The organism is Roseateles subflavus (assembly GCF_030285365.1).
GTDB classification, from domain to species: domain Bacteria; phylum Pseudomonadota; class Gammaproteobacteria; order Burkholderiales; family Burkholderiaceae_C; genus Roseateles_B; species Roseateles_B subflavus.
Genome location: NZ_JASVDS010000005.1, coordinates 288,882 through 307,034, shown reverse-complemented (window position 1 = coordinate 307,034; position 18,153 = coordinate 288,882). Strand labels below are relative to the sequence as shown.

19 protein-coding genes and 1 pseudogene are annotated in these 18,153 nt (G+C 72.2%); 9 read left to right on the top strand and 11 right to left on the bottom strand.

Annotated features, from left to right (window positions below):
• Positions 1 to 61 precede the first annotated feature (61 nt).
• From QRD43_RS18210 to QRD43_RS18195, 4 genes are all read right to left on the bottom strand, one after another.
• Positions 62 to 1,450 (bottom strand): DUF1501 domain-containing protein, encoded by a 1,389-nt coding sequence (locus QRD43_RS18210; protein ID WP_285983925.1) that lies wholly within the window; start codon positions 1,448 to 1,450, stop codon positions 62 to 64.
• Between the two features lie 11 nt (positions 1,451 to 1,461).
• Positions 1,462 to 3,219, bottom strand: coding sequence for a DUF1800 domain-containing protein (locus QRD43_RS18205; RefSeq protein ID WP_285983924.1), 1,758 nt, complete (start codon positions 3,217 to 3,219; stop codon positions 1,462 to 1,464).
• Positions 3,220 to 3,486: 267 nt separating this feature from the next.
• On the bottom strand, positions 3,487 to 4,125 hold the full coding sequence (locus QRD43_RS18200) for a CoA transferase subunit B (RefSeq protein ID WP_285983923.1): 639 nt from the start codon (positions 4,123 to 4,125) through the stop codon (positions 3,487 to 3,489).
• Between the two features lie 39 nt (positions 4,126 to 4,164).
• Positions 4,165 to 4,866 (bottom strand): CoA transferase subunit A, encoded by a 702-nt coding sequence (locus tag QRD43_RS18195; protein ID WP_285983922.1) that lies wholly within the window; start codon positions 4,864 to 4,866, stop codon positions 4,165 to 4,167.
• Positions 4,867 to 5,041: 175 nt separating this feature from the next.
• On the opposite strand from QRD43_RS18195, the gene QRD43_RS18190 reads away from it, so the two are divergent.
• Positions 5,042 to 5,443 carry a PaaI family thioesterase gene (locus QRD43_RS18190; RefSeq protein ID WP_285983921.1) on the top strand — a complete coding sequence of 134 codons (402 nt, stop codon included), beginning with the start codon at positions 5,042 to 5,044 and terminating at the stop codon, positions 5,441 to 5,443.
• Between the two features lie 11 nt (positions 5,444 to 5,454).
• Entirely contained in the window at positions 5,455 to 6,009 is a 555-nt protein-coding gene (locus QRD43_RS18185) for a LuxR C-terminal-related transcriptional regulator (protein ID WP_285983920.1), read from the top strand.
• A gap of 10 nt (positions 6,010 to 6,019) precedes the next feature.
• Here QRD43_RS18185 and QRD43_RS18180 read toward each other — a convergent pair whose 3' ends face one another.
• Positions 6,020 to 6,289: a DUF2789 family protein gene (locus QRD43_RS18180; RefSeq protein ID WP_285983919.1), complete on the bottom strand. Its 270-nt coding sequence runs from the start codon at positions 6,287 to 6,289 to the stop codon at positions 6,020 to 6,022.
• 197 nt (positions 6,290 to 6,486) lie between these two features.
• On the opposite strand from QRD43_RS18180, the gene QRD43_RS18175 reads away from it, so the two are divergent.
• Positions 6,487 to 6,972 carry a CBS domain-containing protein gene (locus tag QRD43_RS18175; protein WP_285983918.1) on the top strand — a complete coding sequence of 162 codons (486 nt, stop codon included), beginning with the start codon at positions 6,487 to 6,489 and terminating at the stop codon, positions 6,970 to 6,972.
• A 26-nt stretch (positions 6,973 to 6,998) separates the two neighbouring features.
• On the opposite strand, the gene QRD43_RS18170 is transcribed toward QRD43_RS18175, so the two are convergent.
• Positions 6,999 to 7,562: a hypothetical protein gene (locus QRD43_RS18170; RefSeq protein ID WP_285983917.1), complete on the bottom strand. Its 564-nt coding sequence runs from the start codon at positions 7,560 to 7,562 to the stop codon at positions 6,999 to 7,001.
• Positions 7,563 to 7,727: 165 nt separating this feature from the next.
• Between QRD43_RS18170 and QRD43_RS18165 the strand changes: the two genes are divergently transcribed.
• On the top strand, positions 7,728 to 8,510 hold the full coding sequence (locus QRD43_RS18165; protein WP_285983916.1) for a hemerythrin domain-containing protein: 783 nt from the start codon (positions 7,728 to 7,730) through the stop codon (positions 8,508 to 8,510).
• A 77-nt stretch (positions 8,511 to 8,587) separates the two neighbouring features.
• Here the strand turns inward: QRD43_RS18165 and QRD43_RS18160 are convergent, their stop codons facing one another.
• Complete coding sequence (locus QRD43_RS18160) at positions 8,588 to 9,001, bottom strand: hypothetical protein (RefSeq protein ID WP_285983915.1); 414 nt, start codon at positions 8,999 to 9,001, stop codon at positions 8,588 to 8,590.
• 269 nt (positions 9,002 to 9,270) lie between these two features.
• On the opposite strand from QRD43_RS18160, the gene glf reads away from it, so the two are divergent.
• A complete protein-coding gene (glf, locus tag QRD43_RS18155; protein ID WP_285983914.1) occupies positions 9,271 to 10,437 on the top strand; it encodes a UDP-galactopyranose mutase in 1,167 nt (388 codons plus the stop codon).
• Between the two features lie 144 nt (positions 10,438 to 10,581).
• Here the strand turns inward: glf and QRD43_RS18150 are convergent, their stop codons facing one another.
• A complete protein-coding gene (locus tag QRD43_RS18150) occupies positions 10,582 to 11,475 on the bottom strand; it encodes a YihY/virulence factor BrkB family protein (protein ID WP_285983913.1) in 894 nt (297 codons plus the stop codon).
• A 98-nt stretch (positions 11,476 to 11,573) separates the two neighbouring features.
• On the opposite strand from QRD43_RS18150, the gene QRD43_RS18145 reads away from it, so the two are divergent.
• Complete coding sequence (locus QRD43_RS18145) at positions 11,574 to 11,846, top strand: GlsB/YeaQ/YmgE family stress response membrane protein (RefSeq protein ID WP_285983966.1); 273 nt, start codon at positions 11,574 to 11,576, stop codon at positions 11,844 to 11,846.
• Between the two features lie 60 nt (positions 11,847 to 11,906).
• Here QRD43_RS18145 and QRD43_RS18140 read toward each other — a convergent pair.
• Positions 11,907 to 13,064: pseudogene (locus QRD43_RS18140) on the bottom strand (cation:proton antiporter domain-containing protein); the annotation flags it as partial.
• A gap of 116 nt (positions 13,065 to 13,180) precedes the next feature.
• The gene (locus QRD43_RS18135; RefSeq protein WP_285983912.1) at positions 13,181 to 14,722 is read right to left on the bottom strand and encodes a UDP-glucose dehydrogenase family protein; all 1,542 of its coding nucleotides are present in this window, start codon (positions 14,720 to 14,722) and stop codon (positions 13,181 to 13,183) included.
• 150 nt (positions 14,723 to 14,872) lie between these two features.
• Here QRD43_RS18135 and QRD43_RS18130 point away from each other — a divergent pair, with 150 nt between their 5' ends.
• The 3 genes from QRD43_RS18130 to QRD43_RS18120 all read left to right on the top strand — a co-directional run bounded on the left by QRD43_RS18130 (position 14,873) and on the right by QRD43_RS18120 (position 17,846).
• Complete coding sequence (locus QRD43_RS18130; protein ID WP_285983911.1) at positions 14,873 to 16,711, top strand: carbamoyltransferase family protein; 1,839 nt, start codon at positions 14,873 to 14,875, stop codon at positions 16,709 to 16,711.
• A 69-nt stretch (positions 16,712 to 16,780) separates the two neighbouring features.
• Positions 16,781 to 16,987 (top strand): hypothetical protein, encoded by a 207-nt coding sequence (locus tag QRD43_RS18125; protein ID WP_285983910.1) that lies wholly within the window; start codon positions 16,781 to 16,783, stop codon positions 16,985 to 16,987.
• Between the two features lie 286 nt (positions 16,988 to 17,273).
• On the top strand, positions 17,274 to 17,846 hold the full coding sequence (locus QRD43_RS18120) for a YiaD family glycine zipper/OmpA-like lipoprotein (protein WP_491572017.1): 573 nt from the start codon (positions 17,274 to 17,276) through the stop codon (positions 17,844 to 17,846).
• 23 nt (positions 17,847 to 17,869) lie between these two features.
• Here the strand turns inward: QRD43_RS18120 and QRD43_RS18115 are convergent, their stop codons facing one another.
• Entirely contained in the window at positions 17,870 to 18,103 is a 234-nt protein-coding gene (locus QRD43_RS18115; protein WP_285983908.1) for a DUF6496 domain-containing protein, read from the bottom strand.
• Between the last annotated feature and the right edge of the window lie 50 nt (positions 18,104 to 18,153).

The following is an 18,153-nucleotide window of genomic DNA, read 5'->3' as shown; positions in this document are numbered from 1 at the left end:
TGGCAGGCGATGGATCCGTGAATGGCGGCCAGTGTAGGCCGGCCGCCCGCCGCTGCCATCCTCAAACGAAATAACCCAGATCCTTCACCGAGTAGTTGCCGATCTGCGGCAGCACGCCCGGGAGGTCGGTGGCGCTCACGCCCATCCAGCTCGCGAGCGTGGCGCCGAGCTGGTCCACGGAGGTGGTCGGCAGCAGGCGGCCCTGGCCGACGTCGTCCGGCCCGTTGACGGTGACCGAGGGCAGCTGCCCCCAGAAGCGGCCGCCCTTGACGGCGCCGCCCATCACGAAGTGGTGGCTGCCCCAGCCGTGGTCGGAGCCGTCGCCATTGCTGCTGAGCGTGCGGCCGAAGTCCGAGGCGGTGAAGGTGGTCACGGCGTCGGCGATGCCCAGCTCGACGGTCGCGTCGTAGAAGGCGCCCATCGCCTCGCTCACGGCCGTCAGCAGGCCCGGGTGCTGGTTGGGCAGGAAGTCGTGCAGGTCGAAGCCGCCCATGGAGACGAAGAAGACCTGCCGCTTGACCCCGAGGCTGGCGCGCGAGCCGATCAGCTTCGCCACGATCTGCAGCTGCTGCGCCAGGCCGTTGTTGGGGTCGAAGACGGTGGTGAGCGGCGGCAGCGCATTGAGCGCGCTCGAAACGATGGTCTGGGCCGACAGCGAGCGGGACACCACCCGGTTGAGCTCCTGCTCCATCCAGTGCGAGCGCGGCGCGGTGATCAGCGTGCGCAGCGCATCGGCGCACTGCTGGGAGCCGTAGAGCGGCTTGGTGACGGCATTGACGGCCACGGCGCCGTTGGTGGCGACCTGGTACTGCACCGCCTGCTGGCCGGCCATGAAGACCGCATTGCCGGAGGCGTTGATGCAGGTGAAGGTGGTGTTGCCGTTGCCGGACAGGAAACGGTCGCCCATGCGCCCGCCCCAGCCGGTGACGGCACCTTCGGGACTCGACGCCTGCCAGACGCTCTGCTGGTCGTTGTGGGAGAAGAGCTTGGGCGGCAGGGGCACGCTCTGGGCCTTGTACTGGGCCAGCGTGGTCGGCTGGATCAGCGTGCCGACGTTGAGCTGCACGCCCAGGCGGCCGCTGTCGAAGAGCGTCTTGAGCCGGCCCATCTGCGGCGCCAGCGCCATCTGGCGGGCATCCGGCAGGGCAATGCGCGGCGTGAGCGCCGTGGCGGCCAGCTGGTCCCGCGGCGTGGCGATGGCCCCGCGGATCGTGGCATAGGACGCGTAGCTCGTGGCGTCGTAGGGCACGAGCGTGTTGCCGTAGTCGTTGCCGCCGTAGAGGAAGACGCAGACCAGCGCCTTGTAGTCATTGCCGGCCGTCTGGGCGGCAGCCTCGCCGAGCGCGGCGAGGTTGAGCGCAAAGGGCGCGGCGGTGCCGGCCAGGCCGAGGGCGGAGGCGCGGCGCAGGAACTCGCGGCGCTGCAGCTGGGGAAGCTTGCTGGGATGCATGGCGGCGCTCCTTACTTCTGGATCAGGTATTCGGGGCCGGCCATCAGCATGAGGATGGCGGCCCGGATGCGGTTGAGGCGGCCGGCGTCATTGGCCACATTGCTCGCGGCGATCGCGCCGATGGCATTGGCGATGAGCGTCTGCGTGCCCGCGCTGACGGTGTCGCCGGCCAGCAGCAGGGCCAGCTGCGCCACGAGCCGGGGCGGCTCCAGCGCCAGCGCGTCGAAGGCGGTGTAGACCGGCTTGAGCTCGCCGATGCCGTTGGCGATCACGCTCTGCATGAAGTTCAGGTAGCCCGCCACCGTGCTCTCGTTGAGCAGCTGGAACTCGGGCGCGGTGACCTTGTTGTCGCCCAGCACGGAATTGGGCGGCACGTAGCCCGGGCGGAAGAAGTTGAAGACCGAGGGGCTGCGCAGCGGGCTCTGGCCGAGGCGGTTGGCGGGGTTGCTGAGGTCCCCGATGTTCCAGAGCTCCGTCGGCGACGTGAGGCCCGCCAGGCGCGCCCACTGCACGAAGCGCTGCACGGGCTCGCGCAGCTTGCCGGTATCGAGGCCGCTGCCGGGGCTGCGCGCCTCGATGTCGAGCAGGATGGCCTTGATCACCGACTTCATGTCCCCCCGCTGGCCCTGCCCGTTGTCATTGAAGACCGTGGCCACGCGCTGGACGTAGGCCGGGCTGGGGTTGGAGCAGACCAGGCGCTGGATCAGCTGGCGCGAGAAGAAGGGCGCGGTGTTGGCGTGGTTGGCCAGCGTGTCCAGCACGATCTTCAGCGCCGCCGGGCCGTCCGCCGTGGCGGGGATGTCGACGTTCAGCACCTTCTTGGCGCCCGTGGAGAAGCGCGCCGGGTTGTGGACCATCGGCTTCTTCATGAAGCCCGGGTCGGTGGCGCTGGCGCCGTCGAAGTCCCAGCCCGTCAGCACCCGCGCCAGCTCGGTGATGTTGGACTGCTGGTAGGTCTCGACCGGCTTGCCGCCGCTGAGCACCGGCGTGCCGTCGAGCCGCAGCTGGTACAGGCCGATGCTGAAGAGCTGCATCACCTCGCGGGCGTAGTTCTCGTCCGGCACGCGGCCCGTCTTGGGATCTTCCTTCTGGTTGCCCCGCATGTTGAGGTAGGAGCCCATGGCATTGGACAGCGTCACGCCCTCCAGCAACTCGCGGTAGCTGGTGAAGGCCTTGGCCTCCAGCATGTCGAGGTAGGTGGCGACGGCCATGCCCCGCCAGGTGACCGGGATGCCGGCCATGGAGACCACGAAGATCTCGCTCAGGGCCAGCACCACGCGCTGGCGCAGGGTGTCCGGCGAGCTGATGAGCTTGCGCCAGATCGTGTTGTCCACGCCCCGGAAGTCATTGCGGAAGTCGACGGCGCCATAGCCCTTGGCGACCATCCAGTCATAGTGGCTCTGGCTCAGGGGCTTGGCGAACTCGGCGTCCAGCCAGGCGGCATAGCCCCGGGCCTTGACGGTGGCGATGTCTTCCGGGGTGGCGCTGAAGCCGGCCTGGTTCAGGAAGCGGGCCGCCGTGGCGTCCGTCGGCGGGGACGGGACGGGCATCGGGACGGGCGTCGGCGTCGGCGTCGGCGTCGGCGTCGGCGTCGGGGTGGGGGTGGGTGTTGGGGATGCCCCATCGCTGCCGCCCCCACCTCCGCAGGCCGCCAGCGGCAGCGCGGCGGCCAGGGCGATCAGGCCCGCGGGAAGCGCCGCGCCGTCGGCGGGAGGCGGAACCTCGGGGCGGACGGCGGGCTCGGCATCGAGAAGGTCGGAGGCAGACATGACGGGCTCCAGGCAGGAGGAGGGAGGCACAACCCGCGCAGCCTAGGGCATCTGTTTGTCCGCCATGCGAATCATGGGAGTCAACTCGCAAGCATTCGTTAACGATGTCCCGGCGCGCAACCGATCCGAATGCCAACGCTGACAAGCACTTGGCGGGGGACAGGCGCCGGGCGGCTTGACGCTTCTTTACCTGCTCCCTGCCGGGGCCGGCCTTCAGGCATGAAAAAACCGGCCCGAGGGCCGGCTGTCATGCAGGAGGCTGCGGGCTCAGATCAGCGGGACGCCCGTGCGGCTCTGCACGAACTCACGCGTCACGCCATCCGCCAGTTCGACGAGCTTGAGGCCGTCCGGCGTCACGTCCATCACGGCGAGGTCGGTGATGATGCGGTTCACGACGCCCTTGCCCGTCAGCGGCAGGGTGCACTGCGGCAGGATCTTGAGGTCCTCGGTGCCGTCCTTCTTCTTCGCGACGTGCTCCATCAGCACGATGACGCGCTTGACGCCGGCCACGAGGTCCATCGCGCCGCCCATGCCCTTGACCATCTTGCCGGGGATCATCCAGTTGGCCAGGTCGCCCTGGGCCGTGACCTGCATGGCGCCGAGGATGGACAGGTTGATCTTGCCGCCGCGGATCATGGCGAAGGAGTCGTGGCTGCCGAAGATCGACGAGCCCGGCAGCGTGGTGACGGTCTGCTTGCCGGCGTTGATGAGGTCGGCGTCGACCTCGTCCTCCGTCGGGAAGGGGCCGATGCCCAGCATGCCGTTCTCGCTCTGCAGCCACACGTCCATGTGCGAGGGCACATGGTTGGCCACCAGCGTCGGGATGCCGATGCCGAGGTTCACGTAGAAGCCGTCTTGCAGTTCCTGGGCAGCGCGTGCTGCCATCTGGTCTTGGGTCCAGGCCATGTCAAATCTCCAAAAAGGGCAGTGCGCTGAGCCGCGGGGTCACGCGGCGCTCCGGGTGGTGCGCTTCTCGATGCGCTTCTCGGGCGTGGGGTTGTGCACGATGCGGTGCACATAGATCCCGGGCAGGTGGATGGCGTCCGGATCGAGCTCGCCGATCTCCACGACCTGCTCCACCTCGACCACGGTCAGCTGGCCGGCCATCGCGACGGCCGGGTTGAAGTTGCGCGCGGTGCGGCGGAACACGAGGTTGCCGCTCTTGTCGGCGATGTGCGCCTTGACCAGCGACACCGCGGGCGTGAGGGCGCGCTCCATCACGTAGGTCTGCCCGTCGAACTCGCGCAGCTCCTTGCCCTCGGCCACGAGGGTGCCGACGCCGGTGCGCGTGAAGAAGGCCGGGATGCCGGCGCCGCCGGCGCGCAGCTTCTCGGCCAGCGTGCCCTGGGGCGTGAATTCCAGCTCCAGCTCGCCCGCCAGGTACTGGCGCTCGAATTCCTTGTTCTCGCCCACGTAGCTGGAGATCATCTTCTTGATCTGGCGCGTCTCCAGCAGCTGGCCGAGGCCGAAGCCGTCCACGCCGGCGTTGTTGGAGATGACGGTGAGGTCCTTGACGCCGCTGTCGCGCAGCGCGGCGATCAGGGCTTCGGGAATGCCGCACAGACCGAAACCGCCCACGGCCAGCAACTGGCCGTCCTTGACGATGCCGTCCAGGGCCGCGGCGGCGCTGGGGTAAAGCTTGTTCATCGGGATCTCCTGGTGGAAAGGCGCGCCGCAGCCCGCGGCAACAGCGCCGAAGCGTACTACGTAAGCCTTTACGTAGTCGTTACGTAAAATTGACTATCGTCAGGTCCGCTCGGGCCCGGTCATCCGGCCGCCCTGCCCCCTCCCCCTGTCCCTGCCCCTTCCCCCCGGAGACGCCATGAACGCCGAAGCCCTGCAAGCCGCCATCCCCGAGATCTTCGCGCCCTGGATCGCGGCCATGGGCCTGGAGGTCGAGCAGGCGGAGGCCGGGACCGTGCAGCTGCGCCTGCCGATCCGCCCGGCGTTCGTGCATGTGGGGGGTGTCCTGTGCGGGCAGACGGCCATGGCCGCGGCCGACACCGCGATGGTGCTGGCGATGATGAGCCAGCTCGGCGCCTTCAAGCCCATGACGACCGTGCAGCTGCAGACGAGCTTTCTGCGCCCGCTGAGCGGCTCGCATGCCACCGTGAAGGCGACGGTGCTGCGCAGTGGCCGCAGCCTGGCCTTCGGCAGCATCGACCTCCTCGACGAGCAGGGCCGCCTGGCCGTGCAGGCCACGACGACCTACGCCCTGCTCTGAGCGCCCCACGCATGGGCCTCGACTACCGCACCGCCTTCCACCAGGCGCCCGTGGGGCTGATGCTCTCGGAGCGCCGCCTCATCGTGGACTGCAACGAGCAGGCCCTGGCCATCTTCGGCGCGACGCGCGAGCAGCTCATCGGCCAGAGCTTCGCCCTGCTCTACCCGAGCCCGGACGAGTTCGAGCGCATGGGCGAGCGCATCGCCGCCAGCCTCGACGCCCGCGGCTACTACGCCGATGACCGGGTGATGAAGCGCGTGGGCGGCACCGGGATCGGCGAGCTCTTCTGGTGCCATGTGGCCGGCCGCGCGCTGCGGCCCGAGGAGCCGCATGCCCAGGGCATCTGGAGCTTCGAGGACCTCTCCGCGCGGCGCCGCATCACCGGAGACCTGACCCCGCGCGAACGCGAGATCGCCGCGCTGCTGATCGAGGGGCTCACGAGCAAGCTGATCGGCCGTCGCCTGGAGATCAGCCCGCGCACCGTGGACGTCTACCGGGCGCGGCTGATGAAGAAGTACGAGGCGGCGACGACGCCCGAGCTCGTGCACAAGCTGCTGCAGGGCTGAGCGCCGCACCTCATTCCAGCGCCTCGTCCTCATCCCCCGAGAGGTGCGCGGTGCGCAGGGCGGTGCTGAGCTGGTCCACCAATTGCGCCCAGTCGGCATTGGCGGCCAGCTCCTCGCTCAGCAGCTGGGCCTGGGAGGTCGTCCAGAACGGCGCCTCGTGGAGGCGCAGGCCGGGGTCCAGCGGCGAGTGCTGCCAGAGGAAGTGCCGGATCTCCTCGGGGTGGTCCGGCAGGCCGAGCTGGGCGAAGAGTTCCGAGAAGCGGTGGTTCATGGGGGTCATGGCGGGAAGTCCTGTGTGCCGTCGCCCGTGCCTGCGGCAGGCCGCGTGCCATGGCATGCCAGGCCCTTTGCAGGGGCTGCCGCAAGAACTGCCGCTGACCGTGCCGGTGGCGCGGCCGCGAAGTCGCGCCACCGCCGTCCGGGCGGGCGGGCACGGGCCTTGCCCCTGTGCGGTTCACGGACATTGCAGGAGGACCCATGACCCAAGCCGCCGAGATCATGACGCCGGACCCCGTCTCCATCGGCCCGCGCGAGACGCTGCAGCGGGCTGCACAGCTCATGGACGAGCTCAATGTGGGCGCCCTGCCCGTCTGCGAGCAGGGCGAGGTGCTGGGCATCATCACGGACCGGGACATCGCCGTGCGGGCCGTGGCGGCCGGTCTGGACCCGGCCGCCACGCGCGTGGGCGACATCATGAGCGGCACCGTGCGCGTGTGTGCGGGCGATGCGGATGCGCGCGACGTGCTGGCTGAAATGGCGCGCGTGCAGATCCGGCGGCTGCTGGTCGTCGATGGCGACCACCGGCTGGTGGGCGTGGTCTCGCTGGGCGACTTCGCGGCGCGCTACCCGGCCGGCGTGGAGTCCACGCTGCGCGCCATCTCGCTGCCGGCACGGCCCGAGCGGCGCAGCGCGGGGCGCCCGGGCGCCGAAGCCGTGCGGGCCCCGGCCGCCTCTCTGGGCTGAGCCGGGCGCCCGGGCCGGTCCGGGCTTCAGATGCCCGCGGTGCGGCCCTGCATCGCCTGCCACTGCGCCTCGACGTAACGCGCGTCCTCCTCGCTGCGCGGCCGCAGGCTGAGCAGGATGCCGCCGTCGCGCAGGCCCGATTCATAGGCCTTGACGCGCTCCTCCGGGATGTTCCAGCCGATGAGGGCGCCGACCAGGCCACCCGCCGTGCCCCCCAGGCCGGCACCGGCCAGGGCGGCGGCCAGCGGGCCGGCGATGACGAGGCCCAGCCCCGGGATGGCCAGCGTGGTGCCGGCCGCCGCAATCCCCGCGACGAGCGCCCCCAGCGCGCCGCCGATGCTCGCGCCCACGCCCGTGCCTTCGGCCGCCTTGGTGCCCAGCTCGGTGGGACGGGCCTCGTCGGCCGGGAAGAGCCGGTGGCGGGTGGATTCGGACATCAGCACATTGACGTCCTCCCGGCGGTAGCCCCGGTCGACGACCACCTGGTAGGCGCGCTCCGCGGCGTCGCGGTCGGGGAAGAGCGCCGTGACATGCGGCGGCGTGTGGGCGCTCGCGGAGGCGGGCGTGTGGGGCGTGGTGATGTCGGTCATGGCGAGGGTCTCCGATGGGAACGAGGGAGGAAGGCGCACGCGAGGGCCGCTGGCCCGGCGTGTGGTGGGGCCCGTGAGGCAAATGCCGTGCCGGCCCCCCGCCCGTCACGCCCATCCCGGCATGTGGATTGCCTTGCCGCCCACACCCTAGTCTTGGAGGCCCTCATGCCCACAGCCCCGTCCGGTGACACCGCCCGTGCCGGCACCAGCAGCCGCGTCAGCCGCTCCCGCAGCGGCACCAGCAGCCGCGCCCTGTCGAAGGCGCGCAACGAACTCATCTCCCAGCTCAAGGACGACCACCAGCGGGTCAAGAAGGCCTACTCCAGGTACCGGCGGCTCGACGCCGAGCAGGACGCCGACACGCGCGCGGCCCTCGTGACGCAGGTGCTGGACGAGCTGGAGCTTCACGCCCGCCTGGAGGAGACGCTGCTCTACCCGGCGGCCCGGGAGGTCCTGGAAGACACGGATCAGATCAGCGAGGCCGTGGTGGAGCACGAGATGCTGCACCTGCTGATCGGCCAGCTGCGGGGCCTGCCGCCCGGCACCGACGAGCACCAGGCGCGCTTCACCGTCCTGTGCGAGTACACCCTGCACCACGTGAAGGAAGAGGAGCGCGAGATGTTCCCTCAGCTGATGAAGGTGAAGCTCGACTGGCTGCAGATGGCCCGCGAGTTCGGGGAGCGGCGTGCGGCCTACTGCTCGGACGGCGGCGAGGAGGGCGACGCCACGCCCCAAGACCGCTCGCGCGATGACGGCGTGGGCCGCCTGGGCATCGGCACCGACGAGCCGCCCGAAGCGGCGGACGGCGGCAGCGACGACGCGGCCACGCCGCCGCCCGAGGCACAGACCGGCCGGACGGGGAAGTCCGCCCGCGCCGCCTCGGGCCAGGCCAGCCGCTCGCCCGGTGGGCACGCAGCGGGCCACGGCGACGAGAAGGAAAGCGCCTGAACGGGCCTTGACGGGCGCCCCGAGGCGGGCGCCCCGGCGGGCCGGGCGTCCGCGGCGCCCGGCCCGCCTCGAGTGCCTCAGCGGCTCAGCCGCGCCAGCAGCAGCCCGAAGGCCGCGGCGACGGCAATGGCCTTCACCGGATGCTCGCGAACCGTGCAGCGCAGGCTCTCGGCCCAGGCTTCGCCGTCTTCGCGGACCATCCCGGCCTGCCGGCGCACCGTGCCACGCGTGGCCCGCAAGCCGCTTTGCAGACGCAGCAGCCGCGGCACCGCCGCATCGGCCAGATGGTCGATGCCGGCGTGCAGGCGCTCCACCCAGCGGTCCAGGCGCTCCTGGTCCGTGGGGTCGACATCGAGCTTCGACGCGTCGCCCGGATCCGTCGAGGCGGTCGAGCCGGTCGAGCCGGTCGAGCCGGTCGAGCCGGTCGATGCCCCGGAGGCTCGGGGGCGGGCCTCGCCGCCGGCGCTCAGCAGGTCGTCGCCGATCGACACGCGGGCGGGCGAGGACGAGGCAGGCGACGGAGCGGCCGACGAAGGAGCCGAAGGAGACGAACGCGTCGAAGAAGGCGAAGAAGGCGAAGAAGGCGAAGAAGCCGAAGGAGGCGGAGAGGACGGGGAGGACGGGGAGGAAGCGGGAGACGATGGCGTCATGGATCACCTCAGGGTCAGGGTGTGGACAGCGGCCACGGAGGCTGCCGCGGCGGCAATCCTCATGCCGGGTCCTGCCGGTGCCGCGGGCATGCGGCCTGCCGAAGCGCCGCATGCAGACCTACCGGCAACGCTTCTCCCCTCGCACCGGCGGCACGGCCGGCTTCGACACCCTCATCGTCGGCGCGGGCTTCGCCGGCTGCGTGATGGCCGAGCGCCTCGCCAGCCAGGCCGGCCAGCGCGTGCTGGTGGTGGAGAAGCGGTCGCACATCGGCGGCAACGCCTGGGACCACTACAACGCCGACGGGCTGCTCGTGCATCCCTACGGCCCGCACATCTTCCACACCAACTCGGCCGAGGTGTTCGACTACCTCTCGCAGTTCACGCGCTGGCGCCCCTACGAGCATCGCGTGCGGGCCAGCGTGGACGGGCAGCTGCTGCCCATCCCCATCAACCTCGACACCGTGAACCGGCTCTACGGCCTGCGTCTCAGCAGCGCCGAGGTCGAGACCTTCTTCCAGCAGCAGGCGGAGGCGGTGGACGCCGTGCGGACCTCGGAGGACGTGGTGGTCTCCCGCGTGGGACGGGACCTCTACAACAAGTTCTTCCGCGGCTACACGCGCAAGCAGTGGGGGCTGGATCCTTCGGAGCTCGATGCCGGCGTGGCGGCGCGCGTGCCGGTGCGCAGCAGCCGGGACGACCGCTACTTCACCGACACCTACCAGGCGATGCCGCTGCACGGCTATGCCCGCCTGTTCGAGAACCTGCTCGCGCACCCGGGCATCCAGGTGATGCTGAACACGGACTATCGCGACATCGTGCACTGCGTCCCGTGGCGGCACATGGTCTACACGGGCCCCATCGACGCCTTCTTCGATCACTGCTTCGGCGCCCTGCCCTATCGCAGCCTGCGCTTCGAGCACCTCACCCGGCCGCTGCCGGCCGGCCGCGAGCACCTGCAGCCCTGCGGCACCATCAACCACCCCAATGAGCAGCCCTACACCCGGGTGACGGAGTTCAAGCACCTCACCGGCCAGCTGCACCCCGCCACGGCGTTGGTCTATGAGTACCCGCAGGCCCAGGGCGACCCCTACTACCCGGTGCCGCGCCCCGAGAACACGGCGCTCTTCCGCCGCTACGAGGCCGAGGGCGCACTGCTCAAGGACGTCACCTTCATCGGTCGACTCGCCAGCTACAAGTACTACAACATGGACCAGGTGGTGGCTCAGGCCCTGAGCCAGTTCCGGCGGCTGGTCCTCGCTCCCGCCACCACCCCCTGAGGAGAGACGCCATGAACGACCCGCGATCGCCGAGGACGCCGGCACGGTCCACCCCGGTTCCCGCCGCCGACGCCGCCACGGCGGCCGACAGCACGCCCTCCGTGGCCGGCGAGGAAGACCCGGGCTCCGCGCTCGACTCCCTGGTCACGCCCCCGGCCGACGCCCCCCGCGATCCGGCCCGGCCGGCACCTTCGGGACCACCACCGCGCGGGTGATCTCCGCACCCAGCAGGAAGATCAGCGCCGCGTAGTAGACCCACAGCAGCAGCACGACCAGCGAGGCCGCGGCGCCATAGGGGGAGGTCACGCCGCTGCGGGCGATGTACAGCGCGATGAGCGACTTGCCCAGCGTGAACAGCAGCGCGCCGACCATCGCGCCCGGCAGCACGTCCCGCCAGCGCAGCGGCACCTGGGGCACCCATTTGTAGATCATGCCGAACAGCAGGCTCACCAGGCCCGCGCTGAGCAGCAGATCGGCCAGCTGCGCAAGCACGAGCAGGGACTCGAGCCCGGCCTCCCAGCGCGCACGCAGGGCCGCCAGCGCCGCGCTGAGCAGCAGCGAGACGATCAGCAGGAAGCCCAGGCTCAGCACCAGCCCCAGGGCGCGCACGCGCGAGCGCAGGATCTTCCAGACCCCGCCCCGGGCCTGCGGCGGCACGTGCCAGATGCGGTCCATCGCGTTCTGCAGCTCACCGAAGACGGAGGTCGCACCGACCAGCAGGCTCAGCACGCCCAGCCCGACGCCCGCGAGCCCCGCCGCGGGGCGGTCGAGGCTGCTGATCATGGCGTCGAGCAGCCGGGCGATGTCCGAGCCCGCGACCCCGCCGAACTGCGCGAGCACCGCCTCGCGCGCCGCGGGCACGCCCACCACCAGCCCGGCGAGCGAGATCACGATCAGCAGCAGCGGCGTGAGCGAGAACAGGGTGTAGAAGGCGATCGCCGCGCCCATGCTCGGCGCGTAGTCGTCGAGCCAGGACTCGCCCGCCTCCCGCAGCACCTGCAGGACGCGACGCAGCGGACGCCAGGGCCCGGCGCTCATGCGACCCGCCTGTCCGGGCTCAGGGCCACGCCCTCGATGGCACAGCGTTTGCCGCAAGGCCCTGCCTGGCCCCGTCGGGCCGTATAGGAGGCTTCTTCATGGTCAATCTCATCGTGCTGCTCGTCATGGGCGGCCTGATCGGCTGGGTCGCCAGCCTGTTGATGCGCACGGACGGGCAGCAGGGCCTCCTGCTGAACGTGGTCGTGGGCATCGTCGGGGCCGCGATCGCCGGCATCTTCATCACGCCCATCCTGGGCATTCCCACGATCAACCAGGGCGTCTTCAGCGTGGGCGCGCTGCTGGTGTCCCTGCTGGGCGCGGTGATCCTGCTGGCCATCGTCAACCTGTTCCGGCGCGGCCGCCCGCGCTGAGGGCTCATCCGGCCCGCGCGGCGGGCGCGCGCGCTGATGCCGGTACGCCGTCATGAGCGGCGTCACCGACACGCCGTGCAGCAGGATCGACAGGGCGATGCTCACCAGCGTCGCCCCGGCCACCCCCTCCGCCACCGCCCCCACCAGCCCCGCCTGCAGCGCATGGCACAGGTAGAACAGCGAGCCCAGCCCGCGGATGCCGAACCACGCCAGCAGGCGGCGCTGACGGCGCAGCAAGCCCGTCCCCGGCAGCACCAGCCGCACCGACAACGGCCGCACGAGCAGCAGCAGCGTCAGCGCAAAGCCCAGCATCGCCGCACTGATGCGCACGCTGTGCAGCGCCAGCCCCAGCGCCAGCACGGAGGCGGCCTCCACCAGCCGCTCCACGCGCGAGCCGAAGCCGTCGATGCGATCCGGCAGGGACAGCGACGCCAGATCCCCCTCCGTGTCCGGGCTGCGCGACGACGACGGCAGCAGCACCAGCCCCGCGCAGAAGACGAGCAGGAAGGCCGACGCCTCGGTGGCACGCGCCAGGCCGCTGGCCAGCGCCACGGTGCCGACGAACAGCAGCTCGTCTCGCGCCAGCAGTTCGCCGCGTCCCACGCACCAGCGCAGCCAGGCGCCCAGCAGGCGCCCCAGGCCGAGGCCGAGCAGCCCGCCGCCCACGATGGGCCACAGCAGGTCCTGCAGCCACCAGCGCGGACTGCCTGCCGGGCCGCCCACGCCCAGCGCATGCAGGCCCAGCCAGCCCAGGGCCAGCATCACGGCCGGGAAGGCCGTGGCGTCGTTGAGGGCGCCCTCGGCGGTGAGCACGCGCCGCACGGCATCGCCGTCCGTGTCCGAGCGCATCTGGACCTCGGAGGCCAGCACCGGGTCCGTGGGCGCGAGGATGGCGGCGAGCAGCAGGGCCGCCGGCCACGGCAGCCCCAGCCACTGGGTGGCCGCGATGCCGCCCGCGAGGATCGCGAGCACCATGCCCGGCCCCGCCATCCGCGCTGCGGCCCGCCAGCTGCCCCGGTCGAGGCGCCGCCGCAGGCGCAGGCCGATGCCGAACAGCGACATCAGCAGCGCGAACTCCGTCGCCAGGTGCAGCGCGGGCACGGCCACTTTCCAGTCCCCCACAGGCAGCGCACCGACCAGCAGGCCGGCCAGCCAGCCCGCGACGAGGTACACCACCGCCGCCGTGAGCGGCAGGCGCCGGCGCCATCGGTGAGACACCGCCAGCGCCAGCAGCACGGCGCCCGTCAGCAGAAGCAGGAGCGTCCCCACCGCGAGGCCTCGGGCACGTGGCACGCAGCGGGTCGACGGGGCGCCACCATCCCTCGTCGCCCTCTTCAGCCCGCCGGCAGCAGGCTCGCGCCGGCGGGCCGGCGGGAGGGTGCCGGGTCCGGCCGTGCGGCGTCAGGGCACGGGTTCCCGTCCTGCGCCATGCGCTCGGCCGCCTGTGCCCTGCCGGCGCCGCGCCCGATGCCGCGGTAGTCCAGCCCCGCCGCCGCGAGCAGCGGGCCGGCCAGTGCATTGCGACCGTCCAGCACCAGCGCGCCGCGCATGCGGGCGCGCAGCTGGCCGGCGTGCACTTCGGTGAACTGCGGCCACTCGGTGACCAGCAGCAGCGCATCCGCCTGATGCAGCGCCCGCAAGGCGGTGGGGGCCAGCCGGAAGCCCGGTGCGTCGCCGAGGGCCTCGCGGGCGCTGATGCCGGCGAGCGGGTCGTAGGCCTGCACCTGCGCGCCGCGCCGACACAGGGCGCGCACCAGCGCCAGCGCGGGCGCATCCCGCACGTCGTCCGTGTGCGGCTTGAACGCCAGGCCCCACACGGCCACGCAGCGCCCGCGCAGGTCCTCACCCAGCGCCTCGCACAGCCGACGCTCCAGCAGGCCCACCATGCGCTCGTTGCTGCGGGCGATGGCGTCCAGCATGGGCGTGGCCTCCCCGAGCGCCGCAGCGGCATGGCGCAGGGCCTGCAGATCCTTGGGCAGGCAGGAGCCGCCGAAGCCGCAGCCCACCCGCAGGAACTGCGCCCCGATGCGCGGGTCCAGGCCGACGGCCGCGCGCACCTGTTCGATGTCCGCGCCGAGCGGCTCCGCGAGCAGCGCCAGCTCGTTCATCAGGCTCAGCCGGGCGGCCAGCATCACGTTCGAGGCGTACTTGCACAGCTCGGCGCTGCGCAGGTCCATCGCCAGGAAGGGCCGCTGAGCGCAGGTCAAGGGCGCATGCAGCGCGCGCAGCACGTCCAGCAGGGCCGCATCCTCGCTGCCCGCGACCACGCGCGCCGGCCGCAGAAAGTCCTGCACCGCCAGCCCTTCGCGCAGGAACTCCGGGTTGGACGCCACGCTGACGGGCCAGTCCCGTTGGCGCCGCCGCAGCCCCTCGCGCAGCCGCGCCTGCACCCGCTCGCCCGTGCCGACGGGCACGGTGCTCTTGATGACGACCTGCGCCGGCCCGGCGAGGTGGCGGGCGATGTCGTCGGCGGCCGCCATCACCTGCGTCAGCGCGGCGCTGCCGTCGGCCTGCATCGGCGTGCCCACGGCCACGAAGAGCAGCGCCGGCGGCGCGAGCCCGTCGCCGGCCAGGGCCGCCAGCGTCGCCCGCGGCCCGCTCGCGATCCGCAGCCGGCCCGCCCGCAGCTGCTCGTGCAGCAGCTCGGCGAGCATCGGCTCATGAAAGGGCACCCGCCCCTGGCGCAGCTGGCGCAGGCGGCGCGGCTCGGGCTCGATGACGTCCACGCGGTGCCCCAGCCAGGCCAGGCACGTCGCGGTCACGAGGCCCACATAGCCCGCACCGAAGACGGCGAGCGGCCGCCCCGGCAGCCCGGCCGCGGGCGGGCTCGCCCTCGGGGGCAGCGGGAGTCGGACTTCAGGCAGCAGGCGTTGCATGCGCCGGCCGCGGCAGCTGGCGTTCCCGGCGCGGGCACCGGCCGCTGCGTTCCCGGGGCCGACGGTCCGCCCGGATTTGCCGCAGAACTTGCCGCCGCGCGGGCGAGGCGCTTGCCCCAGGCGCGGCTTCACGCACTGACGGACGTCCGCATGATCACTCTGGGAATCAACGCCTGCTTCCACGACCCCGCGGCGGCGCTCGTGCGCGACGGCCGCGTCGTGGCCGCCGCGGAGGAAGAACGCTTCACCCGCATCAAGCACGGCAAGCGTCCGCTGCCCTTCACGGCCTGGGAGCTGCCCTGGCATGCCATCGACTACTGCCTGGGCGAAGCGGGCCTTGGGCTGGCGGACGTCGATCACGTGGCCTACAGCTTCAACCCCCATCGCTTCATCGATGGCAGGGCACGGGAGCACGGCGGCCTGCGGCTCCCGCTGGAGCCCTCGGCCGCCGGGCGCGGGCCCTGGGAGAACCCCTGGGACCCCCTCTTCGCGAGCTATGTGAGCTGCGCGCCGCGGCTGCTGGTGGACGCCGTGCCGCATCACCTGCGGGCGCGCTTCGCCGGTGTGCGCCACGAGCAGGCGCCCTACGAATGGCACTTCGTCGCCCACCACCTGTGCCACCAGGCCAGCGCCTTTCTCGCCGCGCCCTTCGAGCGCTGCGCCGTGATGACGCTGGACGGCCGGGGCGAGCGGGCCACCACCAGCTACGGCGTCTACCGCGAGCACCGCTATGGCGCGCTGGGCGAGGTGCATGTCCCGCATTCCCTGGGCCTGCTGTACGAGCGCGTGACGGCCCACCTCGGCTTTGTGCATTCGAGCGACGAGTACAAGGTGATGGCGCTGGCGGCGCTCGGCAGCCCGCGCCATGCGGCGGTGCTGCGCGCGCACCTGCAGCTCGGCGAGCAGGGGCAGTTCGAGCTGCTGCCCCTCGACCTGGCCCAGGCGTTCGGCCCGCCGCGCGGCCCCGGCGAACGGCTTGAGGAGCGCCACCTGGACCTCGCCGCCTCGCTGCAGGACCTGCTGGAGGACGCCGTGCTGCAGCTCGCCCGCTGGCTGCGCGAGGCCAGCGGCGAGACCCGCCTCGCCCTGGCCGGCGGCGTGGCCTTGAACTGCGTGATGAACGCCCGGCTGCGGGACAGCGGTCTCTACGATGCCGTCTGGGTGCAGCCGGCGGCCGGAGACGCCGGCACCGCGCTCGGCGCCGCGCTGTGGGTCGATGCCCGCGAGCGGCTCACCGAAGGCGCTGCGGACGCCAGTCTCGACCGCAGCGACGCCCAGCCGCACGCGACCGGCCTCGTCTACCCGCTGGCGCCGCGGCGATGGGAGATGCGTGACGCCTTCCTCGGCCCGGCCTACGAGGACCAGGAGATCGAGGCCCTGCTGCAGTGGGCCCGGCTGGACTACGAGCCGCTGGACGACATCGCCGAGCGCACCGCGGAGCTGCTCGCCGCCAACCGCATCGTGGGATGGTTCCAGGGGCGCATGGAGTTCGGGCCGCGCGCGCTGGGGGCGCGCTCCATCCTGGCCTCGCCCATCGATCCGGCCATGCAGGCGCGGCTCAACGAGCTCAAGGACCGCGAGGACTTCCGGCCGGTGGCGCCCGTGCTGCCGCTGGAACGGCTGGGCGACTGGTTCGAGCCCTCGCAGGCCCGCGGCGGCGAATCGCCCTTCATGCTCTTCACCCATCGCCTGCGCCCGGGCCGGCGCGAGCGCATCCCCTCCGCCTGCCACACGGACCAGAGCGCCCGCGTGCAGACCGTCCGCCGCGAGGACCAGCCGCGGCTCCATGCGCTGCTCCTGGCCTTCGAGCGGCATGGCGGCGTGCCGGTGCTCATCAACACCTCCTTCAACGTCCGGGGCCAGCCCATCGTCTGCACGCCGCGCCACGCCCTCGAGGCGTTTGCCAGCACGCCGCTGGACGCGCTGGTGATCGGCCGCTTCCTGGTGGTGAAGCCGGACTTGCGGCAGAAGCTGCCCGCGGCGGCCTGACACCCGGGCATGGGGCTTGCCGCCCCGGGACTGTCGGCGCAGGGACCGACGCCACGCAAAGGATCCGCCATGACTCAACAGAACCGCAACGACAGCCACAGCGACAGCCCCCACGACGGCCGCAAGGACACCCGCAACGACGGCCAGGCCGAGAAGAAGCCCGGCACCGAGGCCCGCAAGGGCCAGGACGAGCCGCGCAAGTCGCAGGCCGGCGCCACCAAGCAGGAAGCCGAAGGCAAGAGCCGCCAGACACCGGCCCAACAGGACGGCGAGTAAGCGACGCTGGCATTGCCGCCATGCCTGCGGGCCTGGCGCGGCGGCCCTCGCTCGGCCCGCCGCGCCCGTCACCCCTCCCCCGGGCGCTCGTGTGCGCGCCCTCTTGGCCCGGACCGCAGGGTCCGGGCCCTTTTTATTTGATGGGTCCCCTGGCGGGCCCGGGAGTGCTGCCATGTTCGAACCATCCCGACCCCTCACCCTTTGCGCCCGCCCGGCCCGCACGGGCTGGCGGCCTGCCCTCTGGTCCACCGTGGCCGCGAGCAGCCTGCTGGGGGCCTGCGCCTCCATGGACGACACCGGCCGGCGCACCGCCACGGGCGCCGCCGTCGGGGCCGCCACCGGCGCGGTGCTGAGTTCCGCCACCGGCGGCAGCACCGGCACCGGCGCCGTCATCGGCGGCGCGCTGGGGGCCATCGCCGGGCATGCCTGGTCCCGCCGCATGGAAGACAAGCAGCGGGCGCTGGAGCAGGCCAGCGCCGGCACCGGCATCGAGGTGAGCCGCACCGCGGACAACCAGCTGCGCCTGCACGTGCCAGGCGATGTCTCCTTCGACACCGGGCGCGCCGACCTGCGGCCCGGCATGCGCCCGGTGCTCGACCGGTTCGCGCGCGAGTTCTCCGGCGGCATGCGCGTCACCATCGTCGGCCACACCGACAGCAGCGGCAACGACGCGCTGAACCAGCCGCTGTCCCTGCAACGCGCGGAGACGGTCCGGGACTACCTGGCCGCCCGTGGCGTGCCCACCTCCCAGATGGTGGTCGCCGGCCGGGGCTCCCGCGAGCCGCTGGCCAGCAATGACAGCGAACAGGGGCGCGAGCGCAACCGCCGCGTCGAGATCCTGCTGAGCGAGCAGGGCTGAGGCGGCCCTGCAAGCTGCTGGGGTCAGGTCTTGCCCGGCGGCGGGGGCACCTTCGCCCCCGCCTTGCGTGCCCGCGACAGCCCGATGGCGATGGCCTGTTTCGGGTCCGTCACCACCTTGCCACTGCGCCCGCTGTGCAGGTCGCCCTGCTTTTCCTCGTGCAGGGCCTTGGCGACCTCCTGCTGGGCCCGCGGGCCGTACGTGCGCCCGGTCGGGGAGGCGGGACTCTTGCTTGCCAGCGTGGATGCCTTGCTCATGGTTCGCTCCTGCCTGTCCTGTGCTGTGGCCTGTCAACCGCGACGGGCCT

Coding starts and splice junctions, on each gene's coding strand:
- QRD43_RS18180 (WP_285983919.1), bottom strand. CDS start 6,289: ATGACCCCCATGAACCACCGCTTCTCGGAACTCTTCGCCCAGCTCGGC.
- QRD43_RS18210 (WP_285983925.1), bottom strand. CDS start 1,450: ATGCATCCCAGCAAGCTTCCCCAGCTGCAGCGCCGCGAGTTCCTGCGC.
- QRD43_RS18165 (WP_285983916.1), top strand. CDS start 7,728: ATGCCCACAGCCCCGTCCGGTGACACCGCCCGTGCCGGCACCAGCAGC.
- QRD43_RS18175 (WP_285983918.1), top strand. CDS start 6,487: ATGACCCAAGCCGCCGAGATCATGACGCCGGACCCCGTCTCCATCGGC.
- QRD43_RS18195 (WP_285983922.1), bottom strand. CDS start 4,866: ATGAACAAGCTTTACCCCAGCGCCGCCGCGGCCCTGGACGGCATCGTC.
- QRD43_RS18185 (WP_285983920.1), top strand. CDS start 5,455: ATGGGCCTCGACTACCGCACCGCCTTCCACCAGGCGCCCGTGGGGCTG.
- QRD43_RS18125 (WP_285983910.1), top strand. CDS start 16,781: ATGACTCAACAGAACCGCAACGACAGCCACAGCGACAGCCCCCACGAC.
- QRD43_RS18205 (WP_285983924.1), bottom strand. CDS start 3,219: ATGTCTGCCTCCGACCTTCTCGATGCCGAGCCCGCCGTCCGCCCCGAG.
- QRD43_RS18135 (WP_285983912.1), bottom strand. CDS start 14,722: ATGCAACGCCTGCTGCCTGAAGTCCGACTCCCGCTGCCCCCGAGGGCG.
- QRD43_RS18190 (WP_285983921.1), top strand. CDS start 5,042: ATGAACGCCGAAGCCCTGCAAGCCGCCATCCCCGAGATCTTCGCGCCC.
- QRD43_RS18145 (WP_285983966.1), top strand. CDS start 11,574: ATGGTCAATCTCATCGTGCTGCTCGTCATGGGCGGCCTGATCGGCTGG.
- QRD43_RS18150 (WP_285983913.1), bottom strand. CDS start 11,475: ATGAGCGCCGGGCCCTGGCGTCCGCTGCGTCGCGTCCTGCAGGTGCTG.
- QRD43_RS18170 (WP_285983917.1), bottom strand. CDS start 7,562: ATGACCGACATCACCACGCCCCACACGCCCGCCTCCGCGAGCGCCCAC.
- QRD43_RS18120 (WP_491572017.1), top strand. CDS start 17,274: ATGGACGACACCGGCCGGCGCACCGCCACGGGCGCCGCCGTCGGGGCC.
- glf (WP_285983914.1), top strand. CDS start 9,271: ATGCAGACCTACCGGCAACGCTTCTCCCCTCGCACCGGCGGCACGGCC.
- QRD43_RS18130 (WP_285983911.1), top strand. CDS start 14,873: ATGATCACTCTGGGAATCAACGCCTGCTTCCACGACCCCGCGGCGGCG.
- QRD43_RS18200 (WP_285983923.1), bottom strand. CDS start 4,125: ATGGCCTGGACCCAAGACCAGATGGCAGCACGCGCTGCCCAGGAACTG.
- QRD43_RS18115 (WP_285983908.1), bottom strand. CDS start 18,103: ATGAGCAAGGCATCCACGCTGGCAAGCAAGAGTCCCGCCTCCCCGACC.